Here is a 19,201-nt window from a genome sequence, read left to right on the forward strand (position 1 = left end):
ACCATGGCTGATCAACAAGTTCGGTGCGTTGTCGTAACGCCAGAAAAGACCGAGTTGGATATCAAGTGTGACTCGCTTGTAGTGCCGCTCTTTGACGGGGAACTCGGCATCCTTTCCGACCGCGCACCGATGGTGGGGCGGCTCGGGTTCGGCATTCTCAAGATCCGCAACGGCAGCAGTGTGGACGAATGGTTCGTCGACGGTGGCTTTATCCAAGTCACCCGCGAAGGAACGTTTGTGCTCACAGACAAGCTGGTAAAGCCTGATCAATTGAGCAAGTCTCAAGCCGAGGAAGACCTCAACAAAGCGACAGCCACGAAGGCCGTTTCGCCCGAGGCTGTTGCATTGAAAGAGCGAAATGTAGCTCGCGCACGGGCCAAATACCGATTGGCCAAAAGTTAAGGGGTTGCTAAACAACCACTGTCCGGATTTCTATTTGCTGGAACGTCGTCGATGGTATGACGTTCAAACCACAGGGATCGGATAATTTTTCTGGCTTGGATCGGAGAAGTTTACGTTTCTAGCTAAATAGCCCACTGCCCACGAATGCTCCCATCTTGCCAAATGGGATTTCCGAGAGGCTTGTAGATTGTTTCCAAGAAAAGTTGATGAATGATCATCTTCCGGATCCACTCCCCTCAACACCGCCCCCGTCATCATTCTGCCTGGCGTCATTCTGTCATTTCCGACTCTCCCCGCACATTCGAACTCCAAAAGCAAAGTACCCTATTAGTGTTGATTAGCGTTTATTAGTGTTCAATCCAATGTTGGATGGCAGGAACTTGTGTCACCTCACACCTCAGATGGCTAGGAGGTTTTCTCCGTGCGACGAACGCAGTGCTCAATATCTTGCGCTTAGATCAACTCACTAGTTTTTCGCGAGATAAATCCGGAGGCCTTGGATCTTCATGTCTGGTAAGGCTTCTTGCATGTGCCGGAGTATCTTTACCTTTTGATACTCCAATTCAGACCGAACGATGTCGTTGGACGCGAAGACATGCAACTGGCCTCGTTTAATCTGACCAATCTTCGATTGGGATGCCAAGAACTCTCCGGCAGCTTGGGACCACTCCTCTTCCATTAACTGTCGCGACTGCTGGGCGGCGTAGCCACGTTCCATCATGACTCGGTCGAGAATGCTCGATACCGATTTAGGCCGCAGTCGCGAAGGCATCGGCTTGGGAATCTGATTGAGATACATGGCTTCCTTGTCAGATTCCGCACTCATTGTAGATCTCCGTTCCTTGTACTTGGGCACACTTAAGCCAGAGCGGTCGCGATCGCTTGATCCAAATCCTCTTTCAAATCGTCAACATCTTCCAACCCGACCGAAATGCGAATTAGCGAATCGACGATACCGAACTTTGCCCGCGCCGCAGGATCGTAGCTCGCATGCGACATGGAGGCTGGCTGTTCGATAAGTGATTCTACCGCACCGAGACTAACCGCGAGCCCGAATAATTTTGTGGATTCACAAACTTTTTTGGTCTGCACAAAATCCCCTTTTATCTCGAACGATACCATGGCACCGAACTGGCCACCCATTAACTTCTTCGCCAAGGTGTGCTGCGGATGGGACTCGAGCCCTGGATAGAGCACGCGCGACACAGCGGGATGACCTTCCAGCCAGCTCGCAATCTCCATGGCTGTCTTGGATTGCTCGCGCATTCGCAACGCCAACGTCTTGATGCCTCGTTGCAAGAGGAACGAATCGACCGGCGCCAGAACGGCGCCAGTTGCATTCTGAACGAAATATAGCTGTTTATGCAGTTCTTCCGTTCGGCTAGCCAGAATACCAGCGAGCACATCGCTATGCCCCCCCAGGTACTTGGTCGCTGAGTGCATGACTATATCTGCACCCAATTCAATGGGCCTCAAAATAGCGGGAGATGTGAACGTACTATCCACGCCAAGCAGCGCTCCGTGGGCATGGGCCAAGTCTGCAATCGCCGCGATATCCGGGATCGACATGAGCGGGTTACCGATGCTTTCGATCCAGATCATTTTGGTGTTAGGCTGAATAGCTGCTTCAAGTGCCGAAAGATCACATGAGTTAGCAAGCCCAACACTGATCCCGGAGCGATCGCATATCTTGTGCAGCAAACGATAGGTGCCGCCATAGATGTCGCTTCCTGCCAGAATATGATCACCGGACCTCAACAGCATGGTCGCGCAATGAGTAGCGGCCATTCCCGAGGAGAAAGCCAGAGCACCAGCGGCCCCCTCGAGACATGCGATCGTTTTCTCAACGGCGGCCCGCGTTGGCGACCCGCTGCGAGCATAGTCGAACGTGCCCCATGTGCCAGCACCGGGCTGAATGAAGGTTGTCGCCATGTGGATAGGTGTCACCACAGCGCCGGTTGCTGAGTCTGGATCGTTGCCAACATGGATGGCTTTGGTTTGGAATTTCATACCTCGAGAGCCTGCTTCAGGTCCGCGATTAGATCATCAGCATCTTCGATACCGCACGACATGCGAATCATGTTATCTGGAATTCCAAACTGAGCTCGGACCTCTGGTGGGTAGTCAAAATAACTCATAACAAGTGGTTGCTCGATGAGTGACTCGACACCTCCCAAACTCGGGGCAATGCGAGGAATTCGGCATGCATCCACCACGTCTGCGGTACTTCGCCAATCGGCGTCTTTCACTAGGAATGTGATCAAGCCACCAAAACCACGCATCGTTTGCTTAGCTATCTCATAGCTAGGATGCGACTCCAGCCCTGGGTAGTACACACGTTCGACTCTGGGGTGACATTCCAGGAAGCGAGCAATACGCAGACCGTTTTCATTGTGTCGCTCCATGCGAAGCGCGAACGTCTTGAGACCACGCTCGAGGAGATACATATTGTGAGGCGAGTTGATGCCACCCAGAATTCCACGTAGCTTTCGGACATCCTCGAGCTTCTCTTTGCTTCCGCAGATAACACCGGCTAGCAAATCGTTGTGTCCGCCCATGTACTTTGTTGCAGAATGCCAAACATAATCGACACCGTAGTCAATCGGGAGCAGGTTGTAAGGGGTTGCTAAGGTTGCATCGATAAGAGTCTCGACCTCGTGTGCCTTACCGATCGCGACAAATTGTTCCAAGTCAATGCACGACAGGTGAGGATTCGTAGGAGACTCGCTAACGATCATCTTTGTCTTCGAGTTGATCGCAGCTTCCATCGCTTCGTAGTCTCCCGTTTTTACTTGTCGGGTCACGACACCAAAACGAGCAAGGTGCTTAGCACAAAATTCACGACTTCGGTGATAGCACTGGTCAAAGAAAACAATCTCGTCGCCAGCGTTCAGCTTGGCCATCAACAGGCCAACAATCGCAGCCATGCCACTCGAATAGATGATCGCATCTTCGGCGTGATCCAGAGCTGCTAGTTTTCGCTCGACAACCTTTTCGTTCGGGTTTCCGTAGCGTCCGTACTCTTCGCGATCCTCCTTTTCTCGAATGTATTTGAGAATGCTGTCGGTCGATTCGAAAGTGTAGGTACTGCTACAGCAGATGGAATCGGTGATAGCGTCGTTCGGCTTTTGTCTGGCTTCGCCTGCGTGAACGCTCGTCGTACTCGTACCTGCTTTTTCAAAGCTGTACGGCGACCGGGACGAGGCATCGAGAGCAGCCGAAGCTGGGGTAGGTTGGTTTTGGTGGGCCACGTTCTTTGGCTCGATGGTTGCTGGAATGGTTGCTTGAGAGTTCATGGTGGGTTCAGGGATTCCTGGAGTGCTTTGCGGAAAGCCGCCCTCTGGAGAACGGCCGATCTTAGAACACTGTTGCTATCGTTTATAGAGAAACGCGAACCGGGTTTAGCATCTCAATCGCGAGACCATCCCGAAGCATAGCGTTTCATTTCGCGTCGACCTAGGAGTCTCGCATTCCAATGAAATCGCCAGAGGCAATCCTGTAGTGGCATTTTAGCAGTGAGGCTGCAAGCGGCCGCAAATCCCTAGAACATCTTTAGCCTATCCCAGATGCCCTGCTTGGGCAAGCAGTTTTATGGAGAACCGCGATATTCTCAGGAGGGAATTCACGGTAAGATAGGGTACTTGTAGTAATTTCTCCAGGAATCTCGAGCCAATCGTCATGCTTCAGCCTTTGCAAACCCGGCAGACCAATCGCCTCGGCACAGGCAATCTCGCTGCGCAGGCTCTGCTGTTGTCGATCGGGCTATTTTGCTCTGTCGGCCTGTCGCGGACAGATGGAAACCAATCCGTGGCCCCCGCTTCAGGGGAAATTGTGGCCTTAGATGAGACGCTGGATCGGCTGATCGCCGACCTGAGCAGCAGCGATTTCCAAACCCGCGAGAACGCCACCGCCGAGCTTGACCGGGTCGACGACACTCTTGTTCCGGAACTAGAGCGACGACTCGATCAGCTCCAAGATTTAGAGGCGAAAGTACGGCTTCACGGAATCGTTGTCCGCAAAAAGTTCGAGCAGCAGAGCCGAGACATTCGCACTTTTCTGCTGGAGCCAGACCCCGAACGAACTTTTGATTTTCACGGTTGGAACAGCTTTAAACGAGCCACAGGCACCTCGGACCGGCGTACCAAGTTTACGTTTCTCGAGATGCTCAACGACTATCCGGATTTGGTCCGCAAAGAGCTAAAGTCTAAAGAGGAAGCTTTTCAACAAGCCTCCTTCATTTCCAAAAAGTTATCAGAAAGTATGGCGATCCCGAGTCGTGGCAATTTAACGGAGGCCGACGGAATCGCATTAATCTACTGTGCAGTGCTCAGCGAAGATCTCATCGATCAAGATATCGAAGCGACCGGCAACAAAGTTTTCTCTCGGTATCCTTTTACCAATATCGCAGCAGCCACAAGACTCAGATCGACGATCAGTCAATTCATCGTCGACGAGTCTAACAAGATGAGTACACACGGTCGCATGTCCTCCACCGTTAACACCCTTTTCTCGAAATGGGCACTTCGGGCTAAAGATCGTACTCGAATGCTGCTCACCTGTTTCGATACACAAAACCCTACCGCTTTAGTGATAGCACGAGGTGTCTTGGATGACGCTGATGCCACGAACGACACCACTCTGTTCGAACTAGCCATGCAAGCGATCTCCAAGTTCGGTTCGCCTGCGGATCTGCCTTTATTGGAGAAATACTACGAGGACGATTCAGTCATCATCGAGCTACAGCGATTTGCAATTCCTGATGGAACGAACCAACGCTTGGAGATCTTTGAGGTACAAGCCCGCGACTTGGCGATAATCGCTTCTGCCATGGTGTATCAGTACTATCCGTTTGAGCTAGCCGAGGGATTGCGACTGCACGGGCTCCGAGGATTTGTAACCGAATCGATTGCCGTTCCGAAATCCGAGGGCGAGCGATACCGGGAGTTGCGAATGAAGCGATTCCGAGATCTGCAATCACAAGTCTTCCCGGAACTTCTCAAAAGTCGTAGCCTGATTCCGAATTAGCGTTTTATTTGGGAGCGAGAAATTCGAACATTTGAGAAGCCTCGAATTTATCTGAAACGTCCCCATAATGGTCGTAATTTGATACCAAGGTCAGCTTTCGCACAGGCTGATTAGCATCGAAGTCGATCTTCTTCGTATCGACCCAAAACACATGAGGGCTGAATACGGAATCGTAAAACAGCACCCCATTCGTTAAGTCTGTTACGGTTCGCCAAATGGTGGTGGATACATTGGGACGTTCGGGATCGGCAATTCCAAACGGTGCAGATACGTTCCGCATCACACTCATCATGGCAGCGATGGCTTCTCGATCCGTGGTCGGTTTTGGTAAATTCTTGACGTAGTAAGCTCCTCGTACGAATCGGTCGGCGGGCTCGTGAGTTCCTGGTAGCCTCTTGTCCCCTCCGAAGCCTCGATATTGCTGGAGATTTTTTAGTTGCTGATCAAAGGACGGTTGGTTCGTCATAACGACGTAGCTGCGGTCATGATAGAACTTCATCTCGCCATTGATACACTCGATCACTGCAGAGTCACCGGTCGCGTCGTTCAAAGCAATGTGAACCGTAGCGGCCTTCAAGCTCGTCGGCTCAACCGCCATCTGCAATTGATAGGGACTGGTATTAAATGACTCGACGGCCTCTGCTACGGTGGCAAACTGGTCGAGATAATACTGAACCCACATGGACATGCTCAATCCAGGTAGCGACTCGTCACGTGAGCCGACGGAGGTTTCCGGCAGATACAATAAGTGCCCAGCCAAGCCTTTCTCATTGATTCCATCTGCAGTGCCGACATCATAAGTCGTGATGACAACGCTGCCATACTTGCTCGTCCAGCGCAGAGGATTGGAAACCGCCAATCCATCCCGTTCCATGCCTCGAGGAAGTATCCACATGTTGCTGCGAATATCCTCAAACCAGTCCATGTTTCGCCCGACGATCACAGATCGGCCATTATCGTTCCACAAAATCCTGGAACATGGAATTGCCGGTGCCGCGACCATAATCGCACCGAGAACGCCAAGAAACGCTTTGAGAGATAGACGCATAACCCTTTTCCTTTTACTTTTGCTACAGAAGATCACTGAAGCTTTTTTGTGATCTCAGATCTATTCTACCATCAACTCAAACCGCCTCCGACTTGTGCAGTGAATTTCTTAAATTATTCAAATCCAACGAATCAGCAAACTGTCAAGACGTGCCCTGGCCCGTAAGCCCGATTTATTCGTTGGCCACCGTACGCAGGAACAGATAAAGCCCTGAACTTCCAGAACTTCGGTCGTTTCTTCACCGCAACCAGATGCGGAGCATTTAAGCGGATGGCCTAGGTGATTTTTAATTTCGACCATTGAGGTTGGATGACCCTCAACGCTTCATCATGCACGAGTCCATTGGTGGCACAGATGCTACCACCATGAGATATTGGAAGGGCATTGCTGTCGCAGTCGGTGCACCTGCCTCCCGCCTCTTGTACAAAGATCTGACCCGCTGCGTAATCCCATGGACTAAGCCGGTACTCAAAGAATAGTCCAAAGAGCCCGCACCCTACATGACACAAATCCAAGGCAGCTGCTCCAAATCGACGCATTCCGTGAACGTTGGCCCCAAACAAATCACCGATAGTATCAAGCGTAGTACGCATCATGAGACCACGATCATAATAGAACCCACACGCCATGACGATTTGATCTAATCGTTCTAGATTTGATACTCGCTGCCTCACTGTCCCTTTCCATGCCCCTTGGCCAGTCACAGCGGTATAGATTTCATTGGAAATAGGGTTATAAACAATTCCTAGCACCGGAGCTTGGTTCCGATAGTAAGCAATCGATACTGCGAAGTGAGGAATGCCGTGCAGAAAGTTATTCGTTCCATCGAGCGGATCGACAACCCAGAGGTGCTCTGCATTGTCAGCTATGGTCAAATTGGATTCCTCAGCAAGGATCGAGTGATTAGGAAAGCATTCCTGGATCACTTTCATGATCGCAGCCTCCGCTGCTAAGTCAGCCTCGGATGCAAAGTTTGCGACTCCCTTGGACTGAACATCTACCTTCTGACCGAATCGCGACGTGAGCTCAAGAGCACCTTGCCGCGTTGCCTCCAGAGCGATCTCGTACTCTTCAAGGGAAAACTCTGGTGCTTGAAACATTGCCATCAAAGATCCTAGTGACTCGAGAGAAAGGGAATTCGAAAGGACGTTTAACTATCCATGGCAGAAGCGGATTTTGACCAGGCCAATGGGGTAAACAGCAGAATGGGCGCCCACGCGCCAGCCGTCGCAGTCAGCAGGGTTTCGTTGGCTCCCAGGGTTCTTAGTCCAAAGGTAATTCCATAGAACAAGCCAAAGATAATCATGCACGATGCTACCATGCGAACTAAGTTCTGAGTCATACCCCTGAGGATAAACGGTAAACCGATAAGAATCTGTGTGAAGTCAAGAATTGGTTGCACGAAGCGGGAATGCAAAGTGACCTTCATTTCCGCACCATGATAGTAGCCACGGGTCCTGAGCTCACTAACTAGATCCCATGTTGACGCATACTGTCTCGCTCCTCCACCCGATAGCAAATCGAAATCGAGCTCACTAGCGATAAAGCATTGATTCGCCTGCAACCACGGTTGATCGGCAGATACCTGCAAAAAATACTTGTCCTGGATTTGGAGCGATGACGTTAAGCTCAAGGGCTCGGAGGATCGAAAATTGGTCAGTAAGAAGCCAGATGAGTGATCGGAAGTCGCTTCGAGGAATGCAGCTACGTCCGCTTCCATTTGACGTGTGAAAGCTGCCACTGGCCCCGTGAATTTGAAGACAGGATTCACGATCGATCTGTCGTTCTTCAAGAGCTGCTTACCCACAACAATAAAGCCGCGATCAAAATCTTCTGTAGGACGAAGAGATTCGTTTCGTTCTCCAATAAGATCGCGAGGTCGCTTGCTCAAAATATCAGAAAGGAGCGGAATGGCGGTTTCTCTGAGTACCGCTGAAATAAGAATCAATACCGCCGACGCGTAAAGCAACGGGACAACGATTCGTTTCTTGCTGATACCCGCTGCGAGAATGGCTGTGAATTCGTGGGTCCGATTCAGCCACGCAACAACGAACATGATCGCCAGCAAAGTAATCAGCCCGCACATACGGTCGAAGATGTTCAGCATTTGCGGACCGAAGTAGATGGTCAGTCCGCGAATAAATCCACCGTTGGCGTTACCAAAGTTCACAAACTCATCGATGTTCGTGAACAACTGAACAATGATCAGGAGCCCGGAAATCGTTAGGAAGCAAACAACGAAAACTCGCAAGTATAGAACCAGGATATACCGATCAATCTGGGTCATCGCAGGTAATTACTCCCGGTAATCGATTCGGGTGACAATCGATTCGTCGTATTGGCTCGGTTACTTCCCGAGTGCATAACCACTATACAAGGTTTTCGCCTCCAATTTGGGAACCGATATCGGGAGTGGAATGAGATCGAACGCAACACTCAGCTTTCGGAAAGTTTCTAGCTGTTCCTGGCGAGTTCCTTTGGTTAAATCCGGAATTCGATTTTGATCGACTAGCTCGAAGAGGAGCCGAGGCGTCTGGGTGACTCCGAATTGTGACTGTGTCACCCGGTCCGTCCCCTTGAAGCGATCCACCACCTGTTGTATGGCTGAATCGTAAGTGAAATTTTTGTTCTCGTCTTCTTTGCCGAGCTGGTCAAATCCCCCGATCGTCACAATACTTTCGTATCGGTCATGGAATTGATACGCTTCGTACCCAGCCCCGCGTAGTGCTTTCGTCACCAAGTACGCTTGCTCTGCAGCGGCTTCCAGTTCCGAGCGTGCATCTTCTGGTGCTGCGGAACGCCCCCAGGAAACGTAGGACGAATTGCCTTTAAAAGTTATGACCCGTACCGTAAAGTTATTTTTACAGGTCAAGAGATTATGTTCCTTTAGAAGGGGTTGCTGATTGAGGTCCTTGACGAACTTGTCAACCGTCGGCGATTTGAAGTACTCTGCAGGCAAGAGTGGGTTGCGGACCAAGAATGCGCCCTTTGCCATCGGCCCCGGATCTTTGATCTTTGGTTCTTCATTGCGCACAACAAGCTTTTGTAAAAATTTACGATAGTCCCCAGCAGCAACCGTTGAGGAATCGCCAGCCGAACTTTCCGCGCCCGGTTGCATAAAGAACTTTGGCTTGATAGTTCGAACCAGATTGAGCGTTCTCCCGATATCATCGCCTTCGATCGAGTCGAAATCACCAATCAGCACAGCACAGCTTTCGACCACCCGATTTTCCTGATACTTCATCTTTTTTTGTTCGCCATCGGGAGTGAAACCGAGGCCGTTCACCTTTTGGGTGTAGTCAAACATTTTCGGTAAGCAGTAGGCCTTGAGTCGAAACTCTTCCCGCAGTTCGGCGGCTAATTGCACTGCCTTTCGCTTGGCCCCTTCCCCTTCAAAGCTGGCTGCTAGCACCATCCAGGGGCCGTGCTCTGGTTTGAGCAATAGCTCTGCACTGCTCTTGGGACGCTGCCCGAAAACATTTGAACAGATCGAAAACAGCGAGAGCAATACTGCCCCCAATAACGCTATTCTGAACGATTTGTTTTGACGCAACATAATCTGTCCTTTTAAATTCTGCTGTAAAACACCTTGCGCAGTCCATTCGACCAAACCATGGTCCGCGTGCTAGATACCAAGAAGAAGGACCTTAATGCCAGACCAATTACCTGAGTCGTGCCATCCACCCCCAAATGAGGGGGGCGGGGGTGAACGGAGAGGTCATTTCTGACTTTATCGGTTGAAAAGTAAACGCAGTTCTATTTTGCAGGAATTACGTCACGTAACCTCCGAAGTTTGCACGAAAAAAGATCAACATCGGAGCCTTTCTTGATCTGTTGCCCCCAAACATTGTTCAAGCTCCGCTTATTGTGTTCCCCCGCTCGCCCGTGCGGAAACTTATAAGAGAATCTATATGAAAATATCGACTCGGGTGGCAGCAGATGACCGGAAAACTAAATGTCCTTCTCAGCGTGCTCTCGTTATCATTGATGAGTTAACGCGTGCAGTAAAATCCGCAATATCAGAGATTCGGGATATCAATGAAAATGCAAAACTCCTTGCGTTGAACGCTAGAATCGAGGCTGCCCGAGTTGGTGATGCCGGTTCAGCATTTGGGGTAGTTACACAAGAGATGCAGGGTTTGTCAACCAAAACGGCGTCGGTTGCGGATAAGATGGAGACTTCAACATCCCCCATCAAAGATCTTATATCCGTCATCGGTGACAATACGCGAGGTGAACGCCTTGCCGACATTGCTTTATCTAACATTGATTTGGTTGACCGAAATCTTTACGAGCGAACATGCGATGTTCGCTGGTGGGCTACCGATTCGGCACTTGTCACCGCGCTTACCACGGCGGATGAAAAAGACGCTAAGTTTGCGTCAACGCGGTTAGGAGTAATTCTCAACGCCTACACGGTTTATTTCGATTTGGTCCTGTGCAACTCGTCTGGAACCGTGATTGCCAACGGCCGGCCAGGAAAATACAACTCGCTCGGTAAAAGTGAACTTGCTTCGCGGTGGTTTAGCAGCGCGATGAACCTGAGAACCGGTGATGAGTTCGTGTTTGATGGTCCCGTCGATTGTCAACTAGTTGGCAATCAGCCTTCGCTCATCTACGCGACGGCGGTTCGTCGAGAAGGAGCGACCCATGGGAGTCCACTCGGTGCGCTAGCGGTAGTCTTTAATTGGTCTTCTCTCTCGCAAGCCATACTGAATAACCCGATGTGGGACCAATGCACCGACCGTATGTTTGTAGACGAAGAAGGAAAGGTTTTGGCGGCTTCGGACAACTTACCACGTGATTACGTGTTTCCAATCCGAAAGTACGCTGAGCTCATGAGCAAACCGCGCGGCTATACCATCGAGAAATTGGACGGGGCGAACGTGTGCATTGCTCAAGCGAAATCGCCAGGTTTCGAGACTTATGCCACCGGTTGGAGATCAGTCATCATTCAGCGGGGCTAATCTGCCTACCAAAACGATCAGCGATGAGTCAACTTAATCTTGCGAGGAAGCTTACGGATTAGAGATGCATACCGACAAATCCGCCGGACTCTTGTATGGATTTCTCCAGCATGGCTCGCCTCTTGCGGGTTTGCTCGGGATCTCCAACCCCAATGTATCGATCGAATTCAACGACAACAGCATGCTTCACCGTCTCCGTAAACCAATTCACAACGTGCTGCTCAAGCCAGGGGCAGGTCTCACTATCCAAGACAACCGACAGGTCGGCATGCTTGGTCCGCTCGTCATTCTCGTCTGTAAACACAACTCCTTCAAATTTGAATGAGATCATGCCACGAGTGGGATCGTTGGTCACGTAAAATTTACAAACGGCATTGTGCAAGAAGTAGGTGTTAAAGGTCCCGTGCTTTTGAATAGCAGCTTTGATCCGGTCGTATTTTGCGACCAAAGCAGCCGAGGCATCGATCGGAGGATCGAGCCGAACCAAGCTTCTCAGCGGAATGCAGTCAAAGGAAATGTCTACATATCTTTCCATATGGTTCAGCTATGTTTAGTGATCAGGAATTTTAGGCTTAGGTTTCGCTACTAAACGCAGCCGCCAACAAATCTTGCTCTTCGAGGGCGTGCGCTTTGGCCGAGCCTGTCGACGGACTCGCGGACTCCGCTCGAGAAATACGATGCAGTTTGAACCGCGTATCGATCGCGTCTCCCCAGTTGATCTTTACGAACTGCCAAGCCCCCATGTTGGAAGGCTCGTCTTGGTACCAATAAACAGGGGTTCCATCTGCGTACTCGGCCAAAGCCTCCATGACCTTTGCTGGATCAAGTGGATAAAACTGCTCGATTCTTACCAGAGCCACATCGTCTCGCTGAAGCCTAGTTCTTTCTTGTAGTAAATCGTAATACGCCTTGCCACTCGATAGGATAACTCTAGAGGTCGTGGTTCCCTTTGGCCGGTTATCCGGCAAAATCTTTTGGAAGCTTCCTTGTTCAATATCGTCAAGAGTCGAGACGCAGAGCTTGTTTCGTAGCAAACTCTTGGGAGTCATAACGATCAACGGCTTGCTCCATTTTGACTTCACTTGTCGACGCAACAAATGGAAGTACTGAGCAGGTGTAGAGGGTTGAGCTACGATGACATTATGCTCAGCAGTCATGAGGAGAAAACGCTCTAACCGGGCGCTGCAATGCTCAGGCCCTTGGCCCTCGAAACCGTGCGGCAGCAGCATTACCAAGCGGCTCAAACGTTTCCACTTGTCCTCGGCGCTGGCGATGAATTGATCGATCACGCACTGTGCAACGTTGGAGAAGTCGCCGAACTGGGCTTCCCAGGCAATCAGGCCCTCGGGACAGTCTAAACTGTAACCGTACTCGAAGCCGAGAACTGCCGCTTCCGAAAGTGGACTGTTAACGATCTCGATTATGGCTTGATCGGGGGCCAGATGAGCCATTGGCATATACTTTCGATTGTCTTTCTCATCGCGGAGAACAGAATGTCGATGCGAGAAAGTGCCTCGTTCGCAATCTTGACCTGTGAGCCGGACCGGATGCCCCTCAGTAACCAACGAGGCAAAGGCGATCGCTTCGGCAGAAGCCCAATCGATTGGTGAATTGCCCGCTGCGGCCGATCTTCTGTCTTCTAGAATGCGAGCTAGCTTGCGGTGAGGACGGAAATCGGCCGGTACCGAGCACGCTTTCGTCAACAAATCAGACGCGACAGCCTTGGGAATTCCAGTCGTTACCTTATCGTCAGATGGTTCAGGCCCACCGAAATATCCAGACCAAATCCCGGTCAGAGAGGTCAGGTCGTGCACGAACGGCTCGGTCTTGGCGAGTTCGAACTCTTTGGACAGGCGGTTATGGCGAACCTCGGCGATGGCATCAGCCTCTTGGCGAGTTAGCTCGTTCATGCTCAAGAGATGTTCCAAATAGCTTTCGCGCACAGGCTTTTTCGCGTCGATAGCCGCGTACATGAGGGGCTGAGTGTAACGCGGTTCGTCCCCTTCGTTATGCCCGAGTCTCCGATAGGCATACATATCGATCACGACGTCTTTCTCGAACTCGTTTCGGAAATCCATCGCCAAGTTGACAACCTGAGCGACTGCTTCCGGGTCTTCCCCGTTGACGTGGAAAATCGGTATCTGAAGCATCTTGGCAATGTCGCTCGCATAGGTGCAACTGCGAGATTCTTCAGGTTCAGTGGTGAAGCCAATTTGGTTGTTCAAAACTATGTGCAACGTTCCGCCCGTTCGGTAACCAGGCAACTCACTGAGGTTAAGGGTCTCTTGTACAACCCCTTCACCGATGAACGCTGCATCACCGTGGATCAAGATCGTCATGTGTTCGTTGCGGGTAATGTCCCCCGATCGATCTTGCTTAGCCCGACAGCGCCCCAAAGCGACAGGATTTACGAACTCCAGGTGGCTAGGGTTAAAGCAAAGCGAGATATGGATACTCTGGCCGGTGCTTGTAGTCCAGTCGCTGCTATATCCCATGTGGTACTTTACATCACCGCCGCCACGGAACATCTCCGGCTTGGGATCGTCGAACGACCAAAAGATACTTTGCGGCCGTTTGCCCATGATGTTCGCCAGAACATTTAATCGGCCCCGGTGCGCCATCGCGAGAACTAATCCCTTGATTCCATGCTGGCCGGCCTTTTCCAAAGCCCGGTCCAAAAGAGGAATCAGGCTTTCCGCTCCTTCGAGAGAAAACGTTTTGGCAGTCGAGTATTTCTTTCTGACGAACTCCTCGAAAATCGTGGCATCAGCCAGTTTGGTATAAATTCGAGTCTGCACCTCGCGCGACAATGCCAACCGGTTTTCGGTCGACTCCATGCGACGCTGAAGCCAATCGCGAATATTGCGGTTGTCGACATGCATGAACTGAGCACCGATGCTACGGCAATACGTCGTCCTCAGCTTTTCTATGATGTCCCCCACGGTTCGCCCATTGGCGTGTTCAATCGTGGGTGAAGCAAAAGGACGCCGCATATCCTCTTCGGTCAGACCATGAGACTGCGGGTCGAGCTCTGGTGGGCCCTTGCGGTTTAACCCCAACGGATCAATCTTGGCCATCAAGTGCCCGCGAACTCGATACTCCCGAACCAGCTGGTCGACCCGCTCCTGCATCCTAGCCAGCCACAATGCGTCCGGCATTTCGCCCGCACTGACGGCAGCCCCGTTGCCGGGCTCTTGGTACAGAGATTCCGATTGCGAGGCTAAGGAGAATTCTTCAAAGTACTTTCGCCAAACATCTGACACGCTGCTGGGATCTTGGATGTAGCGGACGTATAAGTCGTCGATGTAATCGAGACTGTATGTATTCATTTGAGGTTACTTTGCGAAAAAAACAGTTTTCTTGAGGGCCAATCCGTTGACTCTCTGATTATGGTTTCGGATAAGTTGGGTTACTAGGTCATTTTCATCGAAATCCTACCGGCAAACTGCGATTATCCGAGATTCGGTCTCACAATTAATGAACGAGATACAATGGCCACGGGCAAGACAATTACTGATATCTATCTCGATAACCACTCTACGACCAAAGTGGATCCGCGTGCAGTCGAGGCGATGATGCCGTGGTTTGAGCTTAGCTATGCCAATCCAGGCAGCGTATCACACGTTCCCGGGCGGAATGCAAAGGAGTTACTCGAGGAGCACTTGGGGAATATCTGCGGCTATCTAGGGGCGTGTCCGGACGAATTAATTGTGACGAGCGGAGCCACGGAAAGCACGAATCTAGCGATTCTCGGGGCGGCACTCCACCCGAGACAGAAGCGTCGCAAAATTGTGACACTCGCGACGGAACACCATGCGGTATTGGGCCCCGTGGAAAAGCTGAGTCGATTGGGATGGGAGACGGTTACTCTCTCTCCGTTTCAACACGGCCCGCTTCAAAACGGCGAGGGAACGGCGGGGGATAAGCGAGCCGGCCTCGTCGATCTGAACCGCATTGCCGATGCGATCGATTCGAAAACGGCCTTGGTTTCGATCATGCTCGCCAACAACGAGATCGGCGTGATCCAACCACTTCGCGAAATCAGCGAGATTTGCTCGAAACACGGCGTTTTGCTGCACACCGACGCCACCCAAGCGGTAGGCAAAATGCCCGTCAATATCGAGGATCTGGGAGTCGACTTGCTTAGTTTCTCTGCCCACAAATTCTACGGACCCAAAGGGGTGGGTGGATTAATCGTGTCTCAGCATAGACAGTTGGTCGAGCTCTCCCCTCAAATTGTGGGAGGTGGGCAGCAACTGAACCTTCGCTCCGGGACCTTGAATAGCCCGGGAATTGTCGGCATGGCTGTGGCTTTAGAAATCTGCATTAACGAGATGAGCAATGAGGCCGCACAAGCAATCAGCCTCCGCAACCTGCTTTGGCGATCGCTTCTCGAGAAAATCCCGGGGCTGATGCTGAACGGTCCAGACTGGTCCCTGCACACAACCGCTTCTCCACCCAACAGTTCCACTAATGCTGACGCCAGGGCACCTGGCGGAGTTTCGACCAAGGAAATCAGGCTAGCAGGCAACCTCAACGTCTGCTTCCCCAAGATTGACGGACAATCCCTCATGCTGGCGATTCCCGGATTATCAGTCAGCAGCGGCAGCGCATGCACGGCCACCCATCCGGAGCCAAGCCATGTTCTCCGCGGTATCGGCCGAACGGATGATCAAGCTCGGAGCAGTATTCGATTTGGGGTCGGGCGGTTTAATTCCGAGGACGAAATCCGGTTAGCTTCTGCTTGGATTGCCGATGCCTATCATAAGTTGCTGGCATTTGTCGCTTGACCAGTCGAGTTACCAATCGAGAATAGGGGCGACGTCTTGACTCCCGCAGATCCTACTCTATCGCTTGGCACAACAAAGCCTTACCACTTACCCCACCGAACCGTATGAGCATTGCTCCTGATCACTTAGCTGCCACGAAACAAGTTCCGGACCAGTCTGGTCGATTCGGAGACTTTGGCGGTCGGTACGTACCAGAAACCCTCACCAGGGCTCTAGAAGAGCTCGTTATTGAGTACGAGAAAGCCAAAAGGGACCCTGATTTCCAGGCAGAGTTGAACGATTTGTTGCATCGTTTCGTCGGCCGCCCCTCCCCGCTTTACCATGCCAAGCGATTGAGCAAAGAGCTTGGCGGTGCCCAGATTTGGCTCAAGCGAGAAGACCTGAACCACACCGGAGCACACAAGATCAACAACACCCTCGGGCAAGCGTTGTTGACCCTCCGCATGAAAAAAACCCGAGTCATTGCAGAGACGGGAGCAGGGCAACACGGCGTGGCATCGGCGACGGCTTGTGCTCACTTTGGATTGCCATGCGTGGTTTACATGGGGGCCGAGGACGTTCGCAGGCAGAAGCCAAACGTCTTTAGCATGCGGCTGCTGGGTGCCGAGGTCCGACCAGTGGAAAGCGGGTCACGGACATTGCGAGACGCCGTCAACGAGGCGATGAGGGACTGGATGTCGTCGGTCGAATCGACCCATTACATTATCGGATCCGTGATTGGACCGCATCCGTTTCCCATGATGGTTCGAGACTTTCAAAGTGTGATTGGGCGGGAATGCCGAGAACAATCCTTGAGTTCCATCGGCCGTCTGCCTGACGCCGTTGTGGCATGCGTCGGTGGTGGCAGCAACGCGGCCGGAATGTTTTATCCGTTCGTCGAGGATCGCGAAGTTCGCTTGATTGGTGTCGAAGCAGGCGGACGGGGAGCAACCCCTGGTGAGCACGCGTCACCGCTTTCGTACGGTAGCCCCGGAGTTTTGCATGGCTCCTACAGCTACGTCATGCAGGATGAGGATGGGCAAACGAGCGACGTGCACTCGATGTCAGCAGGTTTGGACTATCCGGGGGTAGGGCCAGAACACAGCTATTGGAAAGACACCGGTCGGGTCGACTATACATCGTGCCGAGATGACGAGGCTCTGGCTGCGTTCGACTTCTTGGCTCGCAACGAAGGTATTCTGACTGCATTGGAAACCTGTCACGCGGTGGCGAAAGCGACTGAGATTGCGAAAACGATGACACCAGACCAGCACTTGGTGATCTGCCTGTCCGGCCGTGGCGACAAAGATGCTGCCGAACTTGCACGATTGCGTGGGCAAGAGTGGTAATCTTTCGCCATCCCGATAGGATAGCCTCCTTGGGAGTCCTTACGAAAATCCTAACCCGAAGCGTGAGCGAGGGAAGATCGATTCGCTCCCTTTCCCTGAACCAGTTCCCGTTGCCGTTCCCATTGAAACTTCATTGATGACACCTATCGACCAAATGTTTCAGCGTCTCAAGTCAGAGGGACGCAAAGCCTTTATGCCCTTCATAACCGCTGGCGACCCAAACCTAGCGTTTACCCAAAAGGTTCTGCGAAAACTGAACGATCTCGGGTGCTCGATGGCAGAAGTCGGGATACCCTACAGCGACCCAATTGCAGACGGGCCAGTCATCCAAGCGTCTTATACGCGTGCACTAACCAAAAAGACCAAGCTCGCAGACATCTTCTCGCATATCGCTTTGGAAAAGCCAAACCTTAGCCTGCCGCTGGTATCGATGGTTAGCTATGCAATCATCCACCGCATGGGGCTAGAGCATTACGTAGAACACGCACAACAGGCGGGATTCTGCGGAGCCATCGTCCCAGATTTGCTCGTGGAGGAGAGTGGAAAGCTCTCCAAGGTCTGCCGTCAAAAAAACTTTGACCTCATACAGCTCGTCACCCCGACCACTCCACCAGAACGTGCCCTTCGGATCGCAGAGCAATCCTCCGGCTTTCTTTATTTCGTAAGCGTGACAGGCATCACCGGTGAGCGGCGCGAGCTTCCTGCCGGTTTAGTGGATCGAGTGGGATGGCTTCGCGAGCGATCCAGTCTTCCTATTTGCATAGGCTTCGGAATTTCCACACCAGAACACGTAAAGCTTTTAGCTCCGGTCAGCGATGGGGTAATTGTCGGATCGGCCATTGTTCGAGCACTAGAAAGTGCAGAGACTGACGAGGCGGTAGCCTTGGCAAATATGGAAGTGCTTTGCAAATCCTTGATGTCAGCAATGTAAAGAGAACAACTCCATCACCGATACACCACCAGTGTTGAAAGGGATGCCACCCACTGGCCAGGGGCGACCTAGACAACTATGGAGGGATCTGATGCGGTGGGATCATATTGACGTTGCTGACTTTGTCGACATTCTGAACGCCACCCAATACAGTCGTTGAGGTCAGCGCGGTCAATAAGGTCAATCCGGTCCCATCATTGCCAATCAGGCCATTGTTAAGCGATTCCTGCGGGCTGTATACGAAAAAAGCCGCTAGGCGGAAACCCGACTAGCGGCTTGGTCGTTTGGTTGCTTGGAGCAGATATCAACTTTTGGTTGAATGCTCTAGCACAGCAACGGTTTAGCTAGGAACCTTGGTAGAAGGCTTTGCAGCCTTCTTCTTCTTGGAAACCTTCTTAACAGCCTTCTTAGCAGCTGTCTTCTTCTTAGGTGCAGCCTTCTTGGCAGCTTTCTTAGCTACCTTCTTCTTTGGTGCTGCCTTCGTTGCTGCCTTCTTTGCTTTCTTCTTGGCCACGGATAAATCCTCCGAAAAGCGAAACCTTAGTTGTTGCAGTCGTCGCCCGCCAGAAGCAGAAGGCAGGTAACACTGTGCTCAACAACCGATACTAAAAACCTCCACCGAAACAGTTTCGACCTTTGACTTCATGTCACAATCACACAAGTGTGGTTGCAGTCGGATCTGTTTCTGCAAAGGAACAACATCCAATGAC

At 51.6% G+C, this 19,201-nt stretch carries 16 protein-coding genes; 6 read left to right on the forward strand and 10 right to left on the reverse strand.

The genetic code is table 11. The annotated features are described in order from the left end of the window. Positions 1–3 precede the first annotated feature (3 nt). Positions 4–402 (forward strand): F0F1 ATP synthase subunit delta/epsilon, encoded by a 399-nt coding sequence (locus SH449x_RS10535; RefSeq protein ID WP_482381302.1) that lies wholly within the window; start codon positions 4–6, stop codon positions 400–402. A 466-nt stretch (positions 403–868) separates the two neighbouring features. Here the strand turns inward: SH449x_RS10535 and SH449x_RS10540 are convergent, their stop codons facing one another. Genes SH449x_RS10540 through SH449x_RS10550 form a run of 3 tightly spaced genes read right to left on the reverse strand, consistent with a single transcriptional unit; the run spans position 869 to position 3,698 of the window. Continuing rightward, the gene (locus tag SH449x_RS10540; protein WP_482381303.1) at positions 869–1,228 is read right to left on the reverse strand and encodes a DciA family protein; all 360 of its coding nucleotides are present in this window, start codon (positions 1,226–1,228) and stop codon (positions 869–871) included. Positions 1,229–1,260: 32 nt separating this feature from the next. Continuing rightward, positions 1,261–2,412, reverse strand: coding sequence for a trans-sulfuration enzyme family protein (locus SH449x_RS10545; RefSeq protein ID WP_482381304.1), 1,152 nt, complete (start codon positions 2,410–2,412; stop codon positions 1,261–1,263). Continuing rightward, positions 2,409–3,698 carry a trans-sulfuration enzyme family protein gene (locus SH449x_RS10550; RefSeq protein ID WP_482381305.1) on the reverse strand — a complete coding sequence of 430 codons (1,290 nt, stop codon included), beginning with the start codon at positions 3,696–3,698 and terminating at the stop codon, positions 2,409–2,411. Before SH449x_RS10550 ends, SH449x_RS10545 begins: the two co-directional genes overlap by 4 nt. A gap of 382 nt (positions 3,699–4,080) precedes the next feature. Between SH449x_RS10550 and SH449x_RS10555 the strand changes: the two genes are divergently transcribed. Further along, positions 4,081–5,427, forward strand: a complete 1,347-nt coding sequence (locus tag SH449x_RS10555) for a hypothetical protein (RefSeq protein ID WP_482381306.1) — start codon at positions 4,081–4,083, stop codon at positions 5,425–5,427. 4 nt (positions 5,428–5,431) lie between these two features. Here SH449x_RS10555 and SH449x_RS10560 read toward each other — a convergent pair whose 3' ends face one another. The 4 genes from SH449x_RS10560 to SH449x_RS10575 all read right to left on the reverse strand — a co-directional run bounded on the left by SH449x_RS10560 (position 5,432) and on the right by SH449x_RS10575 (position 10,031). Continuing rightward, a complete protein-coding gene (locus SH449x_RS10560) occupies positions 5,432–6,475 on the reverse strand; it encodes a linear amide C-N hydrolase (protein ID WP_482381307.1) in 1,044 nt (347 codons plus the stop codon). Positions 6,476–6,750: 275 nt separating this feature from the next. Beyond that, positions 6,751–7,581 (reverse strand): inositol monophosphatase family protein, encoded by an 831-nt coding sequence (locus SH449x_RS10565; RefSeq protein WP_482381308.1) that lies wholly within the window; start codon positions 7,579–7,581, stop codon positions 6,751–6,753. Positions 7,582–7,625: 44 nt separating this feature from the next. After that, positions 7,626–8,762 carry an LptF/LptG family permease gene (locus SH449x_RS10570; RefSeq protein WP_482381309.1) on the reverse strand — a complete coding sequence of 379 codons (1,137 nt, stop codon included), beginning with the start codon at positions 8,760–8,762 and terminating at the stop codon, positions 7,626–7,628. Positions 8,763–8,822: 60 nt separating this feature from the next. Next, positions 8,823–10,031 (reverse strand): hypothetical protein, encoded by a 1,209-nt coding sequence (locus SH449x_RS10575; protein WP_482381310.1) that lies wholly within the window; start codon positions 10,029–10,031, stop codon positions 8,823–8,825. Positions 10,032–10,386: 355 nt separating this feature from the next. Here SH449x_RS10575 and SH449x_RS10580 point away from each other — a divergent pair, with 355 nt between their 5' ends. Beyond that, complete coding sequence (locus tag SH449x_RS10580) at positions 10,387–11,442, forward strand: methyl-accepting chemotaxis protein (protein WP_482381311.1); 1,056 nt, start codon at positions 10,387–10,389, stop codon at positions 11,440–11,442. Positions 11,443–11,500: 58 nt separating this feature from the next. Here the strand turns inward: SH449x_RS10580 and SH449x_RS10585 are convergent, their stop codons facing one another. After that, entirely contained in the window at positions 11,501–11,977 is a 477-nt protein-coding gene (locus tag SH449x_RS10585; protein WP_482381312.1) for a hypothetical protein, read from the reverse strand. A 37-nt stretch (positions 11,978–12,014) separates the two neighbouring features. Beyond that, the gene (locus SH449x_RS10590) at positions 12,015–14,771 is read right to left on the reverse strand and encodes a 2-oxoglutarate dehydrogenase E1 component (RefSeq protein WP_482381313.1); all 2,757 of its coding nucleotides are present in this window, start codon (positions 14,769–14,771) and stop codon (positions 12,015–12,017) included. Positions 14,772–14,933: 162 nt separating this feature from the next. Here SH449x_RS10590 and SH449x_RS10595 point away from each other — a divergent pair, with 162 nt between their 5' ends. The 3 genes from SH449x_RS10595 (at position 14,934) to trpA (ending at position 18,491) form a co-directional block, all read left to right on the forward strand. Next, positions 14,934–16,232, forward strand: coding sequence for a cysteine desulfurase family protein (locus SH449x_RS10595; protein WP_482381314.1), 1,299 nt, complete (start codon positions 14,934–14,936; stop codon positions 16,230–16,232). A gap of 104 nt (positions 16,233–16,336) precedes the next feature. After that, positions 16,337–17,560, forward strand: a complete 1,224-nt coding sequence (trpB, locus tag SH449x_RS10600) for a tryptophan synthase subunit beta (RefSeq protein ID WP_482381315.1) — start codon at positions 16,337–16,339, stop codon at positions 17,558–17,560. 136 nt (positions 17,561–17,696) lie between these two features. Further along, positions 17,697–18,491: a tryptophan synthase subunit alpha gene (trpA, locus tag SH449x_RS10605; RefSeq protein ID WP_482381316.1), complete on the forward strand. Its 795-nt coding sequence runs from the start codon at positions 17,697–17,699 to the stop codon at positions 18,489–18,491. Between the two features lie 340 nt (positions 18,492–18,831). Here trpA and SH449x_RS10610 read toward each other — a convergent pair whose 3' ends face one another. Beyond that, a complete protein-coding gene (locus SH449x_RS10610) occupies positions 18,832–19,005 on the reverse strand; it encodes a hypothetical protein (RefSeq protein WP_482381317.1) in 174 nt (57 codons plus the stop codon). Positions 19,006–19,201: the final 196 nt, after the last annotated feature.

It is taken from the genome of Brakhagea baltica, assembly GCF_052161605.1.
Classification (GTDB): domain Bacteria; phylum Planctomycetota; class Planctomycetia; order Pirellulales; family Pirellulaceae; genus JBKCUI01.